General features: G+C 27.0%; 24 protein-coding genes. 1 reads left to right on the top strand and 23 read right to left on the bottom strand.

From position 1 onward, the window contains the following. Positions 1-75: 75 nt before the first annotated feature. The 16 genes from ACSIGC_RS06955 to ACSIGC_RS06880 all read right to left on the bottom strand — a co-directional run bounded on the left by ACSIGC_RS06955 (position 76) and on the right by ACSIGC_RS06880 (position 12,627). Entirely contained in the window at positions 76-399 is a 324-nt protein-coding gene (locus ACSIGC_RS06955) for a LytR/AlgR family response regulator transcription factor (protein ID WP_442267407.1), read from the bottom strand. Positions 400-405: 6 nt separating this feature from the next. Next, positions 406-1,458 carry a ligand-binding sensor domain-containing protein gene (locus ACSIGC_RS06950; protein WP_442267406.1) on the bottom strand — a complete coding sequence of 351 codons (1,053 nt, stop codon included), beginning with the start codon at positions 1,456-1,458 and terminating at the stop codon, positions 406-408. Positions 1,459-1,595: 137 nt separating this feature from the next. Continuing rightward, the gene (locus ACSIGC_RS06945; protein WP_442267405.1) at positions 1,596-3,080 is read right to left on the bottom strand and encodes a nitrilase-related carbon-nitrogen hydrolase; all 1,485 of its coding nucleotides are present in this window, start codon (positions 3,078-3,080) and stop codon (positions 1,596-1,598) included. 76 nt (positions 3,081-3,156) lie between these two features. Then, positions 3,157-3,747: a Crp/Fnr family transcriptional regulator gene (locus tag ACSIGC_RS06940; protein ID WP_442267404.1), complete on the bottom strand. Its 591-nt coding sequence runs from the start codon at positions 3,745-3,747 to the stop codon at positions 3,157-3,159. A gap of 55 nt (positions 3,748-3,802) precedes the next feature. Then, positions 3,803-4,378, bottom strand: a complete 576-nt coding sequence (locus ACSIGC_RS06935; protein ID WP_442267403.1) for a DinB family protein — start codon at positions 4,376-4,378, stop codon at positions 3,803-3,805. 30 nt (positions 4,379-4,408) lie between these two features. Beyond that, positions 4,409-4,945: a Crp/Fnr family transcriptional regulator gene (locus tag ACSIGC_RS06930; protein WP_442267402.1), complete on the bottom strand. Its 537-nt coding sequence runs from the start codon at positions 4,943-4,945 to the stop codon at positions 4,409-4,411. Between the two features lie 76 nt (positions 4,946-5,021). After that, positions 5,022-5,513 (bottom strand): hypothetical protein, encoded by a 492-nt coding sequence (locus tag ACSIGC_RS06925; protein WP_442267401.1) that lies wholly within the window; start codon positions 5,511-5,513, stop codon positions 5,022-5,024. A gap of 248 nt (positions 5,514-5,761) precedes the next feature. After that, entirely contained in the window at positions 5,762-6,418 is a 657-nt protein-coding gene (locus tag ACSIGC_RS06920) for a CPBP family intramembrane glutamic endopeptidase (protein WP_442267400.1), read from the bottom strand. A 377-nt stretch (positions 6,419-6,795) separates the two neighbouring features. Continuing rightward, on the bottom strand, positions 6,796-7,578 hold the full coding sequence (locus ACSIGC_RS06915) for a helix-turn-helix domain-containing protein (protein ID WP_442267399.1): 783 nt from the start codon (positions 7,576-7,578) through the stop codon (positions 6,796-6,798). Positions 7,579-7,635: 57 nt separating this feature from the next. After that, a complete protein-coding gene (locus ACSIGC_RS06910; RefSeq protein WP_442267752.1) occupies positions 7,636-7,746 on the bottom strand; it encodes a two-component regulator propeller domain-containing protein in 111 nt (36 codons plus the stop codon). Positions 7,747-8,196: 450 nt separating this feature from the next. Next, positions 8,197-8,433, bottom strand: a complete 237-nt coding sequence (locus ACSIGC_RS06905; RefSeq protein ID WP_442267398.1) for a hexameric tyrosine-coordinated heme protein — start codon at positions 8,431-8,433, stop codon at positions 8,197-8,199. A gap of 72 nt (positions 8,434-8,505) precedes the next feature. Then, positions 8,506-9,129, bottom strand: a complete 624-nt coding sequence (locus ACSIGC_RS06900; protein ID WP_442267397.1) for a Crp/Fnr family transcriptional regulator — start codon at positions 9,127-9,129, stop codon at positions 8,506-8,508. 336 nt (positions 9,130-9,465) lie between these two features. Then, a complete protein-coding gene (locus ACSIGC_RS06895; protein ID WP_442267396.1) occupies positions 9,466-10,206 on the bottom strand; it encodes a hypothetical protein in 741 nt (246 codons plus the stop codon). 152 nt (positions 10,207-10,358) lie between these two features. Then, positions 10,359-10,811, bottom strand: a complete 453-nt coding sequence (locus ACSIGC_RS06890; RefSeq protein ID WP_442267395.1) for a lipocalin family protein — start codon at positions 10,809-10,811, stop codon at positions 10,359-10,361. A 148-nt stretch (positions 10,812-10,959) separates the two neighbouring features. Further along, positions 10,960-11,763, bottom strand: a complete 804-nt coding sequence (locus ACSIGC_RS06885; protein WP_442267394.1) for a DUF6896 domain-containing protein — start codon at positions 11,761-11,763, stop codon at positions 10,960-10,962. A gap of 153 nt (positions 11,764-11,916) precedes the next feature. Then, positions 11,917-12,627 carry a hypothetical protein gene (locus ACSIGC_RS06880; RefSeq protein ID WP_442267393.1) on the bottom strand — a complete coding sequence of 237 codons (711 nt, stop codon included), beginning with the start codon at positions 12,625-12,627 and terminating at the stop codon, positions 11,917-11,919. A 183-nt stretch (positions 12,628-12,810) separates the two neighbouring features. On the opposite strand from ACSIGC_RS06880, the gene ACSIGC_RS06875 reads away from it, so the two are divergent. Continuing rightward, positions 12,811-13,239: a DUF6326 family protein gene (locus ACSIGC_RS06875; RefSeq protein WP_442267392.1), complete on the top strand. Its 429-nt coding sequence runs from the start codon at positions 12,811-12,813 to the stop codon at positions 13,237-13,239. On the opposite strand, the gene ACSIGC_RS06870 is transcribed toward ACSIGC_RS06875, so the two are convergent. The 7 genes from ACSIGC_RS06870 to ACSIGC_RS06840 form a co-directional block, all read right to left on the bottom strand. Continuing rightward, positions 13,240-13,824 (bottom strand): Crp/Fnr family transcriptional regulator, encoded by a 585-nt coding sequence (locus tag ACSIGC_RS06870; protein WP_442267391.1) that lies wholly within the window; start codon positions 13,822-13,824, stop codon positions 13,240-13,242. A 189-nt stretch (positions 13,825-14,013) separates the two neighbouring features. Next, positions 14,014-14,433 (bottom strand): hypothetical protein, encoded by a 420-nt coding sequence (locus ACSIGC_RS06865; protein ID WP_442267390.1) that lies wholly within the window; start codon positions 14,431-14,433, stop codon positions 14,014-14,016. 179 nt (positions 14,434-14,612) lie between these two features. After that, on the bottom strand, positions 14,613-15,131 hold the full coding sequence (locus tag ACSIGC_RS06860; RefSeq protein ID WP_442267389.1) for a hypothetical protein: 519 nt from the start codon (positions 15,129-15,131) through the stop codon (positions 14,613-14,615). Between the two features lie 146 nt (positions 15,132-15,277). After that, entirely contained in the window at positions 15,278-15,808 is a 531-nt protein-coding gene (locus ACSIGC_RS06855) for a hypothetical protein (RefSeq protein ID WP_442267388.1), read from the bottom strand. Positions 15,809-15,950: 142 nt separating this feature from the next. After that, positions 15,951-16,328, bottom strand: coding sequence for a hypothetical protein (locus ACSIGC_RS06850; RefSeq protein ID WP_442264545.1), 378 nt, complete (start codon positions 16,326-16,328; stop codon positions 15,951-15,953). Between the two features lie 355 nt (positions 16,329-16,683). Continuing rightward, entirely contained in the window at positions 16,684-17,292 is a 609-nt protein-coding gene (locus ACSIGC_RS06845; protein ID WP_442267387.1) for a hypothetical protein, read from the bottom strand. A 333-nt stretch (positions 17,293-17,625) separates the two neighbouring features. Continuing rightward, entirely contained in the window at positions 17,626-17,964 is a 339-nt protein-coding gene (locus ACSIGC_RS06840; protein ID WP_442267386.1) for a hypothetical protein, read from the bottom strand. Positions 17,965-17,998: the final 34 nt, after the last annotated feature.

Below are 17,998 nucleotides of genomic sequence, written 5' to 3'. Positions count from 1 at the left end.
TTACTCTTCTTTTTAATAACAATATTTCTATTTCTTTGTATGTACTTTTTATTTAGAAGTAGTATTTTGTTATGTTTATAATAAAAGTTTTTCTATAGTTTCTTTTAAACATTCACGATACGATTTTCCTACTGAAATTTTGAACTCTCCAATAACAATTTGATTGTCTTGATATGAATCAATTGTAACGAGATTTACTATATAAGAATTTTGAATCCTTAAAAATTCATTAGGTAGGTTTTCTATAAGTTCTTTTAATGACTTATAATATATGTACTTTTGTTTGTTAATCGTTACGATTTCGACATAGTTGCCTAACCCTTTTATGTAAGCAATTTCTTCAAATTTTATTTTGATGAATTTTCTATTTGTTTTTATAAATGTGAAATCGTTTTTCATTATTTTTTATCTAGTAGATTTGTTTATTTTTATTCCGGTGTAATATTTTATAGTTTTTCCATCGTATAACCAAATTCCATTTCCTCCACCTATATATAAATTCCCTTTTTTGTCGTCTACTATACCGAAAAGCATTTTTTCTGATTTGAAAATATCGATTAGTTTTAATTTTTGACCTGTAATAGAATTGATCTCTGTTTTTTTTAGGCTAGAAGCTCCTTTTTCAGGCATACCAGTAAACCAAAAATGACCTTTAATATCTTCATAAATTTTCCATACATCAGATAATTCATAATTGAAAGAGTTGTTGTTGTACTTCCATAAACCACTACTATCTACTAACCAAATATTTTTAGAATTATCTTCAATTATAGACCATACATTAAAAAAAGGTTTTCCTTCATTATTTATTATTTCGGAAAAAGTATTGCCATCATAAAATCCTGCATTTCCTCTAGTACCAAACCAAATATTTCCTTTAGTATCTTCTAAAATAGTATTGATATCATTATGAGGTAAACCATCTTCAGTTGTAAAATTTACAAAGCGACTCCCATCGTATTTACTTAAACCTCCTTGTCCGCCTATCCATATATTTCCTGCTTTATCTTCATAAATACACATGTTCCTCAAATGCCCAAGACCATTTTTCGTTGTAAAATTAGTTACAGTTCCTGTTTTAGAATCTATACGAAATGCTCCTAATTGATCACTTGCAATCCAAATGTTTTTTTTACGATCTTCTAAAACATCAAAAGCATACCAACTTTCTAATTTTTTTGGCTTTTTCAATCGAGTAAAAGACTTACCATTATATCTAATGATATCGTCGTAAGCAGCAATTAAAAGATTTCCTTCATGATCTAATTTGATATTTCTTGTTATTCTTTTAGGTGCATTAGAATTAAAAACTGTGTCAATTTTTGAAATAAAAGATATATATTTTTCAGTATTTATATCTGAAATGATTTCATTGTTCTTAGTTGTTACCTTGTGCTTCTCTGTTTTACATGAAATTGTAAAAATTAAGATTAAGCATGTGTATATAAATCTTAGCATTTTCTGTTTTTAGTTACTATAAGTACTTTTATAGATGTATTTTGAGAAAGTTACTGATTTATTTTCGATTAAATTTTAATATACTAAAGTAGGAGGTAAGTCCAAATAATATCTTATTAGTTACTTGTTATAATTTTTTAGTTAGTTTTTAGAGGTTGCCTTTTTAGTAAGATAATAACTGAAATTAATATTAAGAAACATAAAGCAATAAATGAATCTCCTATTTTCGAGTAAATAGTTTTTACTCCTTTTGTTGGTAGTTGAGTTATTAATATTTTTTTATTATCAGTGAAATGATCCATTTGACTAATTACTTTTCCTGTATAGTCAGTTCCTATTGATAAACCATTACTAGTTTGTCGTATTAAGTTAAACCCTTGTTCAATGGCTCTAAATTTTGCCATATCTGTATGAATAGGATCTATTTCTCTATAATCGTTACTTGGAGCTAAGAAAATATCTGAACCTTTAGCTTGTTTTAAGTAATTAGGAAAATCTAGGTCAAAACAAATTGCTCCACCGATGATCCCATATTCTGTTTCTATTTTTTGTATTCCTGTATATTTATTGTCACTAATAGGGGCTTCAGCTCCAGGAACAGAAATGCCTTTCCAATAATCAATAACCTTTTCTCCATTTGGGTTAAAAACAACAAATTTATTTTCAAGAAATTTCGCTTTAGTATGATTGATAACTGCAAGACCTAATCCTAAATAAATTTTCTTATCAGAAGCTACTAAACTTGCTTTTTTGTAGAGATTTTGTTCGTCTTCTTTTAATATAACAGCATTACCTTCAGCCCAAAAAACTATTTTGGCTCCAGCTTCAGCTTCTTCAATACTTTTGTCGAATAAATATTGATTTAATTTTGTGGTTTGTTTTTTAGCTTCAGTTCTAGTTTCATGTTTTGTTTCTTGTTTTTTAAATCCGCCTATATCAAAACTAACTGCGAGATTATCTAATGCAGAAATAGATGCTATTTTTACAGTTTTATTGTTGCTTGATTGAAAATTTGTACGATAACCGCCATATATAAAGGTTATACTAATAACTAAACTATATATTAGGATTCCTTTTTTTACGTTTTCTTTTTTGCTTCTTTGCTCATATATCCAATTGCTAACTGATGCAAACCACATAATTAGAAAAGTAATGTATCCCATTCCTAAAATAGAAATAGATTGTAGTAGAATATGTTGTGATTGTTGAGAATATGCGAAATGTCCCCAAGTTCCATATTGATTAATTTTATGATACAAATATTCTAATATAACTACAGATGTAGGAAATATTAATGTACTTAAAAAAGAATCTCTCTTTTTAGAAAAAAAGGAATCAATTAAATAAGGTAAACTAGCAAAAACACTAAAAATAATAGAAATAATAAGTGATATTGTAACAGGTAAAAAAGGAACTACATCAAATCCAATATAATAACCTGAACCTATAACTAAAAAAGCGAGTAAAAAACCTTGCCATCTATTTAATTTTCTAACAGCAAAGAGTAATAGAGCTGTAAAAAACCATATGGCGAAAAAGACAGCATATTGTCCATTAGAAACTATAGACAATATCAATAAAATTAAGACTAATAAGGCTTTTTGAATAATATTTGATTTCACTTTAATTGTATTTAATATTTGATACTTCAAAAATGAAAATTAATTTTAATTTGAACCTGACACATAAGTGTCATAATTATTTTTTTGAAAGTTTGCTGCGTATTCTAGTTAATGATTGTCTTTTTATACCTAGAAAAGAAGCCAAATGAGTTAGGCTAATCCTATTAATGATATCTTTATTTTTGTTAATGAAATTTAAATAACGTTCTTCAGCTGTTTCGAATAAGAAACTTTCAACTCTATCAATTTCTCTTATTAAAACTTGTTCTGCAACAAGCCTTCCATACATCTCGCTATCTTTATATTTAGAATAAGCTTCTTGAAGTTTCTCATAAGATAAGACTACTAGAATAGATGGCTCTAAACATTCTATGTAATATTTTGTTTTTATTTGTCTAATAAAAGAAGGGTAATCTATAGCGTATTCTTTCTCGTTTATAAATCCTGTTGTTATTTTATTTCCTTTATCATCTATATAATATTTTCTAGCAAGGCCATTGCATATAAAACCTATTTCTTTTTGTACATCACCATTTTTATAAACAAAATCTTTTTTGTCATATTTTTTTATTTTTAAAATTGAACGAGTGAATTTTCTTGCTTCTAAACTCATATGTGGGAATTGCAGCATGAACATGTCAAAATAGTATTCTATTTCCTTTTTCATTAAATAAGTATTCTATTGATTTTTAATTTTATCAATATTAGAGAAAAGATATTATTTAACAATTAATTTTTAATAATATATTATTAGCTTGTATTAAATGTCTTTCATTATGGTATATAAGAACTCTAAATGTATCTCCGATTTTTAATTTGATTAAATTTGATATACTTATTGCTGTTTTTATCTTATTTAAATCGATTTTTTTTGATTTATTTAGAAGTTTTAATATTTGTTCTTGTTGTAAAATGAAACGTTCTATAGTATGATTATTTAATTCATTCCCAATAGGATTTTTATCTTTAAAAGTTTTCATTTTATTAAGTTCCTCTTTTGGTTGCAAGCTTTTTGCAAAATAATTACCTAAAATTCCAGATTTAAAATTCTCTTTAGGTTTAGTTGTCGAGCTATCAATTTTTTTTTGAATTTCAGGGATATAAAAATCTCCATATAAATTTAAATGTTCAAAACATTCTAAAATACTCCAACTATTTTTATCGAATCTCCAGTTTAATTTTTCGATATGAAGATTGTTGAATTTTTCGGCAGTTTTGATGTTTTTTTTAGTTTTTCCTATTAAATCTGTGATTAATTTTTCAGAGTTTATTACCATTGTTTTTTTCTCAAAAATCATTATTTCTATTTATGAAAACATTGATTTAAATTAAGATTTTTTTATTCTAGATAATGTTTCTGGTGTCATTCTTAGGTAAGAAGCTATATGTTTATTAGGGATTTCTTGAAATAATTGTGGACTTCTGGCTAAAACTCTTTTGTATCTTTCTTTTGGAGAAGAAGTTAAAATGTCTCTTTCTCGTTCCATGAGTTGTAATATTAAATCTTGAAGTATTAAGTGCCACGTTTTTGTGTTTTCTGTAGAGCTTTCAATAAAGCTCATGAATGTAGTTTTTTTAATTACTTTCAGTTCTGTTTTTTTTATTGCTTGAATGTATAAATCTGAAGGTTTTTCATTAATAAAAGAATCTAAAGAGGCAATAAAATTATTTGTATAACCAAACCTAATTATATTTTCCTCAAATTCTTCTACTACATATATTTTTAAACTTCCACTGACAATAAAATATAGGTTTGTATCTATACTACCTTTAACTTTTAAATATTCATTACGGTTTAATACCAATTCATTGTCCCATAAATTTTGTTGATCTATTTTTTTTATAAAATTTGTTACTAGATTCATTTTTGCTTTTGTAGACAATAATTTTGAGTTAATTAGATGTTTTTATTTAAAAAACAGATATAGAGTTTATTTAATTTCAATTTTTAATTCTTTGGTACTTTTCAATATTATAATAGTTTATACCTAACTCTTCAATTTTTTCAATTCCTTGTGTTACCAATGTGTCAACATTTATTGTATACTCAAATTCAAAAGTATTTCCTTCCCATTCTCTTATATTAAAATATTGAAGATTTTCGATGTACTTTTTACCTTTAATAGAATATTTCCCTCCACCTGCAACGAATATCGCAGTACTATCTTTTCCTTTTTTTAAATCATGCCTTAAAAAAGTAAAATGTGTTTTATTTATGATTTTTATCATTTCTTGTCCCTTAGTATAATCTGTTACTATGGTATCTTTACCTTTTATTGTTGTTCCTGAAATTAATTTCCAAGTTCCTTGTATTGAGGCTGTCTTATTTGCTGGCGATGATTCTTTAGTACTTTTTTCTTTGGGGTTACAACAAGTTATACAAAGTGATATTAATGATAAAAAAAATAATGTTATTGTTTTTTTAATTCTCATTTTTAAGATTTTGTTTTTTCTATGTTACTTTTTTAATATGATTTATTATATAAATTTAATAGTAATGCCTGAAATTAGAATCGTTTCTAAATGAATTGTAGTTAGCTCTGTAAATATAAAGTTATAGTTTCTTTATTATTAAGATTTTTTTTGAAATTAAGTTAATAGGCTCTTTTAAAGGTAATTAAAGTTATTACTTAGGTTTTATGTTATTTATAATTCAATTTTCGAATTGAAAGACTATCATCTCATTTAGAATTTTGTTTTATGATATACGGATTTATGAAACTATTATAATTTTTAATTCGTTTCCAGTATAAAATTAAAATAAGAGCTATTATATCTAATAGAACAAATATGATGCTCCCTTCTGGTCCAAAAATTCCTCCTGTTAGTAAATTGTTAGGCATTTCTACGCTAATTATTGAGGCTTTAGCAATATTACCACTAATAGCAAAGCCAAAAATAACGCCTTGTAGAAGATTCCATGAAAAATGCATGCCAATAGACATACCTAATCTTCCTGTTATTAAGAATGGTAAACACATTATTATTGCATCAAGTCCAAGGTTTATAGTTGAGATTGTAGTTGCACCTTCATTTTCAATATGTGCAAGACCAAACAAAGGAGCAATAGCAAAGAGTATTATAAAAGCTCTTTTAAAAGGATCTTTTTTAATCGTTTGTAATGCTTCATAAAAGATATAAAATAGAAAAGCTCTAAAAAATATTTCTTCTACGCTACTTCCAATAATTAAACCAAATATTTCAGAAAATATTCCCTCCCAAAAAGAAAAATCAAAAGAATATTCAGATGAGTTAGTAGTGAAAAAATCGATAATTTTTAAATTACCAGTACTATACATTAGTAAAGAAAATATAGATAATTGGATTAAAGGAATCACGATTCCTATTAAAAATTCTTGTATCCATATTTTATTAATATTTAAACCGTATTTCTTAAATGAAGATTTATCAAGAAATTTTATTTGTATAAATAAGCTGAATAAAATGCATACTAAATATATTGAGGCTGATAAATAACCTCTTAAAAGACTTTGGTTTAAAATTTTTTGAAGCCCTATTTGTAAAGGAATATTCATTAAAAAAACAACAAGCAAAAAAATAAATAAACGCCATATCGGTCGTATTTTACCCTTTGAGTTAAAGAAGATGTTTCGCATACTTATATTGATATTAAATTAATTGATGAAAAATTTAATTGCAAAATAAGTCTCTTGTTTTTTTTAAAATAGAATGAAATTAGCCTCTTTTTTAAAAACTAAAATTTCCGAATACTTTTAGGGTTATATCCGGTGTATAATTTAAATATCCTAATCATATGACTATGATCTGAAAAGCCACATTTAAAAGCTATTTCTGTAATAGACATGTTGGTGTGAAATAAATAATGCAGTGCTTTTTTAACCTTGATTTTTCTCATGTAGTCTCCTAAAGAACCATTGTAGTATTTTTTAAAATATTTAGAAATTGTTACTGGATGTACATTTAAAATCAGAGCAAGTTCATTTAAGGGAATAAATTCATTCCAACGATCTTCAATTATTTCTTTCAGATATTTTATCCAATCGGGTTTTTTGGGAGATGTTTTTTTATTAGAAAATATAGATTTTAAGGATAGTTTAATTGAATCTATAGTATACTCATCATTTACATGTAACTCGTTATAGATTTTTATTAATTCAAGATAGGCTTCAACATTTTTGTTGTCTAATAATTTTAAATCATTAAAATTTAAATCATTTTTAGAAAAAAAACTATTCTCAAATTCTAAATTAAGATTTTTTGAAGGGAATGCGGTAAATCTATTTCTATGAATTTCCCCCTCATTATAAGCTATTATTTTTCCTGAAGAAACTTGAGATTCATTTTGTTTTCGAGATTCTAAATTCCCTCCCTGTAGAATTAATGATAAGTGTATGTTTTCATGAGAGTGCCATTCTTCTGAAACAGGTTTGTTATAATTAACTATAGATACAGAACAAAAATCTAAATGGAATTTTTCATTTGTTGTTCCTAAGAATGTATTATATTTTAATTTCAAGTTGTTTGTAATTTTTATCTCAAATATTGATCTGTTTTATTGAACTTTTCTTATTGGTTATATTGTGAATTTTTCAAATGTTTTATTATTGAATTTGAATGCTCCATTTTTGTATGTTCCTAACCAAAGATCTCCTTTTCTATCCTTATAAATTGAGAATAAAGTAATGTTTTTTCATCATATTTATAAATCCCTTTGTCTCAACTACCAAACCAATAAATATTCTTCTTATCTTGATAAATAACCATTATGTTATTTCCAAACTGAGAGGCTATATTACCTTTTTTAATTTAGCTTGTGTTTTCTTGTTTTTCATCTATTTGTTCATAACAAGAGATAAATAAAACTAGCGTGTTTAAAAAAATGAGAAAGTTTAATTTTATAGTCATTTACTTGAAGTTTTATTTCCATTGTATGATTACAACGATTAAATATAAGATTTGTAACTAACAAGTAAATAAGGGAGAGAGAAATTATAAGCTTTATAATTTATGAGTTAAAATTTCTCAACTCCGCTCATATTAATTTAAGTTTTTTATTTGTATTTCTACTTTTTCACTGAGATATTCATTTTTCCTGAGTAAATATCAAAAAAAGAATTATTTGTATAATATTGTTTTATTTCCAATAATTATTTGCTGCAGAAACAGTTTGAAAATTTAGAGCAATAACTTGCGAGGCAGTTGTTAAACCTAAAGCATCATTTGCATATTTCGGTCTTAAACTTTTTAATATTTCTATATTAGGTTGAGTAGATTTTACACCCATTCTTGAAAGTTTAATAGCTAATTCAAATCCTTCTTGAGGTGTACTTGTTTTTAGAGTATTAAGCCAAACTTCTTTTTGATCTAACATGTTGTAGTGTTTTAAAATTATAGTTAACAAAAGTATTAGTGTAGTATTTTTAAAACAGTGATATATGTTACTTTATAAAATTTTTAATTGTCTTCCTTCTTGCTTTATGAAGTTAGAGAGTTTATGATTTTTTAATAAGCGAGAAATAACTTCTCTAGAAGTTCCTAAATCATTAGCGATATCTTGATGAGAAATATTCAAAAGTTTAGTTTTAGATATTCCGGATTTTTCCCTTAAATAATTTAGTAATCTATCTTCTAAATTAAAACATATAATTTGTTTTGTTGAATCTAAGAGTTTTTGATAGTGTTTTTGGTAATTGTTAAGAATAATATTGTTTAGGGAATGAAATTTCTTAATCCAAAGTCTAACTCTTTCAATAGGGAGTAATAATAAAGTGCTATCTAGTTCAGCAATTGCTGAAAAATCAGCTTTAGAATTATTGTTTACATGAGCAAAACTGTAAATACAAGATTCTCCAGATTCTATGAAATAAAGTAAAAATTCTTTTGTTTCTTCATAGCAATATACTTTAATACATCCATTTTTAATTATAGGTAAATATTTTATGTATTGTCCTTGTTTTACAATAAATTCATTAACCTTAAAGGTTTTCAATTGAGCATACTTTTCAATTTCTTGAAGAAGTTCTTTTTCAAATTGAGGATAACAGTCGGTTAAAAAATCTGTTTTCATTTTCAAAATTCATCAAAAGATTTTTAGTTCTTGTTTTGCAAATAGTCTATTTTATCTTTTAATTCTTCAATTTGGTTAACTAGCTTATTTACATTTTTGTGTGTGGAGTAAATCTGATAAATAATTACAATTATCATTCCTCCCAAAATAATTTTTTCCATTAGTTATTTTTTAAGTTTTTTTAATATTAAGAGTTTTGTTTATGAATTTTTTGTTGATTAAAATACAAAACTTGTAAATAGATGACAAACTGAGAAATTAAAATTAACTAAGAAGTAGGTGAATAAATATAATAGTAACAATAATTAATTTCAAAAGTGTTTTTAGATCAGTTTTTTATCTTTCATTTTCAATCAACCATTCAAAACTTTGATCAAAATATTTTTTCATTGATTTATTCAAATATTGGCTGTAATCGGTTTTTTCATTTCTATTTTTCGATAACCAAGCCATTGAATAGGCGATTATCTGTTGAGGTAAATATCCTTGGCTACTTGATTGCCATCCAAATCCTCCATTCGTACTAAATGACGAAAAATTAAATTGAGAATTTCCAATAAAGATTCCAAACCCATAAACAATGGCGGTAAGGTCAGTTAAGTATTCGTCATTCTCTTCAATTCGTTTTTCGCCAAGTAAAATTTGATGAGCTAATTCATGAGAAATTGTTGCAATTAAAGAAATAGGGTTTTTTAACTGTCTTATTTCAATTGAAATTATAGTTCCGTTTTCTGTTTGTTCATAAGTTCCACTTGCGCTTTCCCAACTTCCGTCCAAATCTGCTGGTGTTGTTAAAATAGTTCCATCAGCCATTTCTATAGGTGAGTCAGAAAAAAACTCTAGATTTATATCCACATTTTGGATATTCATTAATTCCATTGTACGTTCAAGGATAAATTCAGCATCTTTTTCTGTCCCATCAAAAGTTCGTTCGTAAAAATCCTTTGTTGGAGTAATTGTTCGGATTTCCATAAAATGATCGTGACCAAATTCTGTTTTTAACCAATTTAAGTCTTCATCAACCCAAATTTTGTCTTCCTCAGTAATAGGTAATTTTTTCTTTTTATTCCAGAACATTAATACTTAGGTTAAATTTTTTACAACGTTTTGTGTATGATTAGATGCGATTTTTACCAAAAGGAACTTAAAATTATTAATATTTATTTTTTTCGATGAATTTCTAGAGTGAACCAAACCTGATAATTAATTATACATTTTGTTACAAATTATTACTCCATCCTTATAAATTCTCTATAATTTATAGAATTAGAAGTTTCATTGTCACAAGGGGAAGAACTAGAACCAATTGTTAAAAAATTAATAGATATTTTAAAATAATCGACCTTTTCAGGTGTCATATTTTCATTTGTTATGTACAGATTTCCATCTATAATTTCCCATTTTCCTTTATATATGCCGTCTGTCTCACAAACATTATTATAAAAAATGTACGGCTCATCAATATATGTTCCATCCTCCTTAAATGTGATCGTTCCCTTTTGTTGACATACTGAGTATTCATTTACATTTTCGCTACCTGAAGAACATATTTTACCATATTTAAACCTTTTCCATTTCCCTATCAATAATTCTTGATTTGAACTATATTCGTTTTCCTCAGTTGAACAAGATAGAGTTCCTATCATTATAATTAGCATTAACATAAAGTTATATTTCTTCATTTGATTTGTTTGTAATGTTTTATATGTATGTTTTTTCGAGAAAAGGACGAGAGTTCTTTTCCGTTGATGTGGAAAGATAATTAATAAGATTGAATTTCTGTTGAGGAAATTTAATCTTATTAATTACACACCGTGTTGTGTGTTCGTTTTATTTTTTCAGTCTAAGGAATTTCCAAACATTAAATTTAGAGTTTTCCACTTGTCTATTTTGTTTTTCGTACTGTTCTTCCAATTCTTCAAAAGACTTAATATTTACTTTTTCTCTATCAGTTACTACAATTCCAAAATGGTTTTCAACATTTGAGCTTATTCGTTCAAATTTGCCGAGTGCAATCATTTTCTCGTTTATTCTAACTCCATCAGCATAATCTTCATAAATCTCAACAGGTAAAGGCTTGTAGTTAGGCGTGGATTTAATATATTTTGTAAAAAAGTATGGATCTAAATCTCCAAATTCTAATCCGAAAACTAACGGGACCTCTATAATTTGTTTTGTCGTTTTATTTTCAAATCCACAATGAAACCCGTGTATAAAGTATTTCCAATTTTCTACTTTTCCTATTTGTTTTTTTCCAGATTTTAGTACGTTAAAAGTGTCTAAAGGAAAATCTTCATTCAATTTTAATTTAAGCTTATTAATTAGTTTAAAAAGTAAATCTTTTCCTAATTCTCTATAATCTTTTGCGCATTGTTCGAAGAAGTCTTGGTTACTTATAATTTCCTCGTCTGTTATTAGTTTAACTATATTTATTTCAGGCTCGATAGTATGAATACTAACTTGAAATCCTAAAAGTTCTTTTTTTAGATTTTCTCCAATTTTTTCTCTTTTACTTTTGACATTATTTTCAAAAACAAGTTTTAAAGTTTTTTCTCTTGGAATTGACTTAATTTGTTCGATTGAAGGTAATTCCTTAATTGAATTTATTGAAATTATGTTTGTTTTTCTAATCAAAGTTATCGGGTTTGTATATGACGAGCAACATTTTATGTGTATGTTTTTTTTTGCAGTTTTTCTGTAAATTTAATAAAAAGCTTTGAGTTTGAAATAAGATGATTTAGTTTAAAATATTTAGTATTCGGTAACTAAATATACATGATGTTATACCTATTTTATATCTTCTTTTAGTAATTCTTTTAAAAGTTTTTCTAGATGTACTCCATAGTTTACATCTACTTCTTGTTCATTGTTTTCATCATTCAAATTAGAAGAATATATTTTCATTCGATTATTACCCAAAAAAAATATACCTATATGTGGAGTATTATCATTTATGATGTGTCTTCGTGTTCTAGATAAAATCAACCAAGACAATCGAGTACCTATTCTTAATGATTCATTAAGTCCTTTCTCTCTCATTTCGTTAATTAATTTTATTGCTTCTTTGTCAGAAGGATATTTAATTGGATTAAAATGAGTTTCTTGAGTATCATTCCAACTCTCAATGAACTCGCCTTTTATCCCATTTCCATTTTCATAATATTTTGCGAGTTTGTTCAATTCTATTTCAGGAAACTGAATTTGTATTTCTGAAGGCATGCTTCTGCTTAATATCCAGCTTTTTATAATCTCAACTTGCCTTTTAACATCATTACTTGATATTTTAAAAAGAGGACAGTCATCCCATTCGAACTCATATTTAGGTATTTCGCTTAAATGGTATGGGTATATTCTGCAACCTCTGTCTTTGTCTTTTAGTTCAATATGGTTTTCAAAGTTAAAATCAGGTATAATGTTTATTTTTTTAGTACCTATTTTTAGTAATTCATCACAATTATTAAAGATTTCTGATTGCAATAGTTCTAATTCCTTAATCATTTCAATCTTGATTTTTCTTAATTATGTATAACATTTTATGTGTGTGTTTTTTTTGCAGTTTTTCTGTAAATTTAATAAAAAGCTTTGAGTTTGAAATAAGATGATTTAGTTTAAAATATTTAGTATTCCGTAACTAATCTTATACTTTGTTCTATGGTGTTTTTCATTTATTGATTATAGTCAATGAAAAGTTTTTATTTCATTGTGACCTTTGCCTTAAAATTAAAAATTATGCTTACAAAAAATGATTCTATAAAAATCACATTATCATTATTATGGACAGTTGTAATGTTCTTTATGGTGTTTGCTGATATTTTCTCCATAATAGTTGAGATAGAATTAGGAAATACAATTCAAATTCCCATTGAGGTAAAATCTGCAATGCTTATAGCTGCTTTTATGGTGGCGATTCCGATTTTAATGATAATTATGTCTTGGGTTCTAACTTATAAATTTAGTCGTATATCAAATATTATTACTGGAATATTTACAATACTTTTTGTGATTGGAGGAGGTAGTATAATGCCCTATTATTTGGTTATTGCAAGTTTTGAAGTCTTGTTGCTTATTACAATAATTATTATTTCTTATAAGTGGTCCGAAAAATCATAATTAATCTGATAGTTTGTTAGCTATTCGGTTGCGAATTCTACTTAATGCTTCTGGTGTTATCCCAAGATAACTTGCTATTTGATATTGGGGTACTCTATTTAGTAGTTTTGGGTTTTCTTGCTGTAATTTTTCATAGCGTTTTTCAGGCTTTAGTATTATGAATTCATTTAATTGATTCTGTTTAACTCCCATCATTTTTTCCATCCCTATCCTACAAAACGTCTCAAATCTAGGATGCTTATTGTATAATTCCTTTTCTTTTTCGGTATTTAGAACAGCCAGAGTTGTCCGTTCCCCACAAACGAAATTTATTTTTGATGAAGTTTGATTGGCAAGACTATTAAAATTGATAGCAGATTGATTTTCGAAGTAAAATGCGGTAGTTTTTTCTTCTCCATCAACGATTTCATATTCGCGTATAAATCCCTGAATCACATAATAAGCATTTCGAACAATTTGTCCTTCTCGTATCAAAAATGTTCCTTTTTCATAAGTTTCAATTGGAAAGCTACTTTCAATATCCATTTTTTCATTTTCAGAAAGAGGAGTCAATTCAGACATTAATTTTACAAGAATATGATTCATTTATTTTCAGTGTTTATAAAATTTACCAACGTTTTGTATATTGTTATTTGCGCTTTTTGTTTTAAAGTTAATTGAATATGATGAGCTTTTTGTTTTGCGAGATTTATTCCGCAGGATTAAATCCGCAACGCAAGCAATTAACTATACATTATGTTATACACTTTACTTCACTCTATTTATTAAAATCAATCATTCGAATAAAGAATCGAATTCATCTTCTTCATAATTATACTCATTAAAAATTATTTTTTGAGCTAATAATTCATTCGTAACTTTTTCAAGGTATCCGTCGTATTCTACTTTTAATTCATGAGTGGTTTCGATTTCATTTATACTTGATTTAACACTCATTTTATTTTCTCCTAAGAAAACTATTTTCAAATGAGGTTCTTTATCAATCCCATGAAACCTGTTTCTTGAGAGTAATAAAAACCATAAAGATTGTCCTGCTCTTAATTCTTCATCAAGTCCTAAACGTCTCATTTTTTTAATCAATTTTAGAGCGTCCTTTGTGAATGGTTCTTCTTTGTCCGGATATCTACGATAAAACTGTTCTATTAAATCCCAGCTTTCAATAAAGTCGTTTTTGTAATCATTCTCTATTTTCATTTTTTTGAAATTAATTAAAAACTATAAAAGGTATTGTGTACAATGTTTTGGTGTATGTTTCAGTTGCGTGGTTTAAGCACTAAATTTAGCAAATAATCACTGAATGGAAAATCCGAGAGGATTTTCCAAAGTAGGCTAGAAGCTAGCAATTATTTTTACACTTTGTTAGGCAACGCTTTTTATTTAAATAGATTTTTAATTCCGTTCCAAAGTCCTTTTTTCTTAGGGAGAACTTTTGTTTCTGCATTCTGATTTTGTTCCGCGTACTTTTTTTGTTTTTCCAGTTCTTTTATAAAATCAGGTGTGTCTGCTAATAACATTTCTTTTGAGTAAGCTATTTCGTCATCCAAATAATAAATTAGTGCATTACACTTTTCAATTAACGCAACAGAAATAAGCCCGATTGACGCTCCAGCCGCAAAGTCCGCACCCCAAATAAAAGAAACAACAGTGTCTTGCTCAGTTAAATCCCTTTTGATAAAGTCAAAATCTGTTGTTATTTCGTTCGGTTCTTCAAAATAGATTTCAAAAAAGGTTTTCTGTCCATTTATTTTGCATTCAAGTCCGTCAATTCCATAAAAATTTTCAAAATCGTCAAGAATTTCGAATTCATATCCGAGTTCACGAATAGTTTTCTCTATTTCAATTTTGTTTGGTAGATCAGCTTTCTTTAAAAAAGCTGCTTGTGTCATTGACATATGCGTTCTGTTTAAATGTTGCCTAACGTTTTGTGTATGATTTTTTGCGGGAAAGGACGCGAGTTCTTTTCCGTTGATGTGGAAAGATAATTAATAAGATTGAATTTCTGGTGAGGAAATTCAGCCGCAATTAATTATATACGTTGTTACCCAACGTTTTTTATTCGGTTTCTGTATTTCCATTTCAATTGGATTCTGTTCCAAAATGAGTTCCATTCGTGTCTTATTCCGCCAAGTTCCCAATTCACGTCATATTTTTTTGACTTGTCACTTGCATAAGGTGGAATTCCAACTTTGCAATGTAGCATTGGCTCATTATTTTTTACTTTTTCGTAATAGTCAGATTTAAGTGCTGATTTCGGATAATATCTAATGTCAACAATAGTTTTGTTTTTTCGACTTTTATAAATTTCCAGATTGATGTCGTACAGGTTTTCGTAAATCGATTTTAATTCAGTTGTTGCGTTTTCCAGTGTTATAGGTTTCTTTTTCTGATTCGATTTGTTCCTCTCAAGTTTTTGGATTTTAAAATTTCGAGAGTCATTTTTGATTTCCGAAATTATGTAGCTCGTATTTTCCGAAATGTTATTCCAACAAGAGCTTCTTGCCATTTCTAATAGAGTAGAAGTAGCCTCTTTTAAATTCAATTCAAGATTATTTCTCGTGACGTTCTTCAAAATGTTGGGTAACAAAATGTATTGTTATTTGCGATTTTTTGATTGTAAAGTTAATTAAAAGTGATGAACTTTTGGTATTGCGAGATTTGTCCGAAGGATAAATCCGTAAGCAATTAATAATACATTTTGTTACCCAATGTTTTTATTCAGATTCAGTTAATTTATAAAAATCAGTTTCTTTTTGAATATCAGATATAGATTTGTTGAATTTCTTTTTTAGATGTTTATCTATTAGTTTATTATAACATTCCATTTCTGACCTTAAAATGCAACCCATTGAATAGTATTCAATATCATATTTCGATCCCAAAATTTCATCCATTCCTATAATAGAGCCAATACCAAAATGAAAGTATTTTAATTCACCCTTTTTTAAGTCAATAGAGAATCTATTTTCCATTTTTTCACAAGTATCTAATTCATAATATTCAGTAAGTCTCTTTTGTTTTTGTAAAGATTTATAATATTCAGTCCATAAATGTAAATTTAAAACAAAACAGATTCCAAATGTGCCAATCATTGTTTTTGTCAAGAAATTCCGCCAATCTTTAGCGAGGGAATAAAGTCCAACACTTATAAAACCTATAAAAAATAAAACTTTTGAAATTGTCAATTCCAACTTTACATTGTACCAATATTGCATTTTTACTGAATTAAAAATTAATAAAGTAAATGTGATAATTGATAAAATTAGAAGGATGTATTTTGTTCTTGTTTTCAATTTATTGTAAATGTTGGGTAACGTTTAGTATATGAAAAGTAGGCGGTTACGAAGCACGAAATTTTCAGCTATGCACCAAGTTTGATACGTGCGAAAAGCCATGATTTTACTACTATTTCGCCTATTTTTTATATACATTGTTAGCATTTCGTTTTTATTTTTCAGGGTCAACATCTTCATATTTTATCGAATTGGTGCATAATTCTTTATCATTCAGATATCCCCAAAAGGTTTCATTTCTGTTTTTGTCAGTTATGTATTCCAAATAGTTCACACAGTCCGATGGATTAAATTCGAACCATACTTTTCCCTTCGTGTAGAGTTTTAAGTCGCAAGCACCATAAGGAAAGTAAATTGAAGTGTCCAACCAATATTTCAAGCATTCATCATCTATCTTGTCAATATTCCATTCCCTTTTAAAAGTCTGATTTTCTCCATTTTTGAGTTTCACGAAACTACCTTTGTCATAAGGTGAAATCTCAATCTTACCCGCAACAACATTTTCAAAAGTGATAGTTGAAAATCCTTTGATTGTGAATCGTCCAGATTTGGTATCAAGAGCTTTAATTAAGTTTGGAAAGTCACTAAGATTCAAATACTGATTCCAGTCAAACTCTCTATCTATATCGGCACCCCAGATCTTAAATGAAACCGTTTCAGGCAATTCGTTTGTTGGTTCGAAGAATATTGTTTTGCTATCGTAAAAATCAACGATATCGCTATCTACAATATCTACTCCTGATATGTCTAATTTTAGTTTCATCAAATGAATGCTAACGTTTGGGGTATGGTTTGTTGTGGTGTTTGGCTCTAAATTAATAAATAAAACCTTAACTCTGATTAATCCATTTCATTTCTAAAAATAACTTATAACACAATAAACTATAACCTTTGTTGGTAGTAGTTAAATTTCATCATTTTGTTAGTTTGTTTAAAAAAACATCTAACGTCCCTTCATTTTTTAGTTCACAAAAAAAACAATCTTCATTTGTGCTATAAACAAGAGGATTTTCAATATTTTTATCGGATGTACACAAGTAATAATAAATACCTTCAGTATAATTTTCTTTATTTGTATAACAAGAATAAAATATTTCTATAAAGTCTGGATATGGTTACCTGTCGCATTAATTACTTCTTTCAAACATTCTTCATCAAAGCTATCACTCCAATACATCTGCTCGTAGTCTTTAGTAAATTCGTTCATTGGGGTAAATAAGTTACCTACCCATTTTAATTGTCCACAACATTCATTATCAATAAAATAATTTGCAGACTTTGATTCAATAGCTGACCATGGGAAATATTCAGGTCTGTAAAATAGCTCATTGTCAAGCTTAATCGACAAAGTAAAATCTTCTATATTTTTACTTTTAGGATTACTAATTATTCCTCCAAAAGACTCAATTTTTTCTATAATTGTCTTTTTAAACATTTAACTTTATCATTATTGTCTAATTACTACCAAC

This window comes from Tenacibaculum aquaeponti (assembly GCF_052084715.1).
GTDB lineage: Bacteria > Bacteroidota > Bacteroidia > Flavobacteriales > Flavobacteriaceae > Polaribacter.
Note: the sequence above shows the minus strand (reverse complement) of the source record. Positions and strands in the feature narration are given on the sequence as shown.

What these genes read in the sequence shown, in the direction of transcription:
- ACSIGC_RS06890 (WP_442267395.1), bottom strand. Translation starts at nt 10,811, where the DNA reads ATGAAGAAATATAACTTTATGTTAATGCTAATTATAATGATAGGAACT.
- ACSIGC_RS06840 (WP_442267386.1), bottom strand. Translation starts at nt 17,964, where the DNA reads ATGTTTAAAAAGACAATTATAGAAAAAATTGAGTCTTTTGGAGGAATA.
- ACSIGC_RS06880 (WP_442267393.1), bottom strand. Translation starts at nt 12,627, where the DNA reads ATGATTAAGGAATTAGAACTATTGCAATCAGAAATCTTTAATAATTGT.
- ACSIGC_RS06935 (WP_442267403.1), bottom strand. Translation starts at nt 4,378, where the DNA reads ATGATTTTTGAGAAAAAAACAATGGTAATAAACTCTGAAAAATTAATC.
- ACSIGC_RS06940 (WP_442267404.1), bottom strand. Translation starts at nt 3,747, where the DNA reads ATGAAAAAGGAAATAGAATACTATTTTGACATGTTCATGCTGCAATTC.
- ACSIGC_RS06905 (WP_442267398.1), bottom strand. Translation starts at nt 8,433, where the DNA reads ATGTTAGATCAAAAAGAAGTTTGGCTTAATACTCTAAAAACAAGTACA.
- ACSIGC_RS06870 (WP_442267391.1), bottom strand. Translation starts at nt 13,824, where the DNA reads ATGAATCATATTCTTGTAAAATTAATGTCTGAATTGACTCCTCTTTCT.
- ACSIGC_RS06895 (WP_442267396.1), bottom strand. Translation starts at nt 10,206, where the DNA reads ATGTTCTGGAATAAAAAGAAAAAATTACCTATTACTGAGGAAGACAAA.
- ACSIGC_RS06845 (WP_442267387.1), bottom strand. Translation starts at nt 17,292, where the DNA reads ATGAAACTAAAATTAGACATATCAGGAGTAGATATTGTAGATAGCGAT.
- ACSIGC_RS06860 (WP_442267389.1), bottom strand. Translation starts at nt 15,131, where the DNA reads ATGTCAATGACACAAGCAGCTTTTTTAAAGAAAGCTGATCTACCAAAC.
- ACSIGC_RS06875 (WP_442267392.1), top strand. Translation starts at nt 12,811, where the DNA reads ATGAAAAGTTTTTATTTCATTGTGACCTTTGCCTTAAAATTAAAAATT.
- ACSIGC_RS06950 (WP_442267406.1), bottom strand. Translation starts at nt 1,458, where the DNA reads ATGCTAAGATTTATATACACATGCTTAATCTTAATTTTTACAATTTCA.
- ACSIGC_RS06900 (WP_442267397.1), bottom strand. Translation starts at nt 9,129, where the DNA reads ATGAAAACAGATTTTTTAACCGACTGTTATCCTCAATTTGAAAAAGAA.
- ACSIGC_RS06925 (WP_442267401.1), bottom strand. Translation starts at nt 5,513, where the DNA reads ATGAGAATTAAAAAAACAATAACATTATTTTTTTTATCATTAATATCA.
- ACSIGC_RS06955 (WP_442267407.1), bottom strand. Translation starts at nt 399, where the DNA reads ATGAAAAACGATTTCACATTTATAAAAACAAATAGAAAATTCATCAAA.
- ACSIGC_RS06930 (WP_442267402.1), bottom strand. Translation starts at nt 4,945, where the DNA reads ATGAATCTAGTAACAAATTTTATAAAAAAAATAGATCAACAAAATTTA.
- ACSIGC_RS06865 (WP_442267390.1), bottom strand. Translation starts at nt 14,433, where the DNA reads ATGAAAATAGAGAATGATTACAAAAACGACTTTATTGAAAGCTGGGAT.
- ACSIGC_RS06850 (WP_442264545.1), bottom strand. Translation starts at nt 16,328, where the DNA reads ATGATTGGCACATTTGGAATCTGTTTTGTTTTAAATTTACATTTATGG.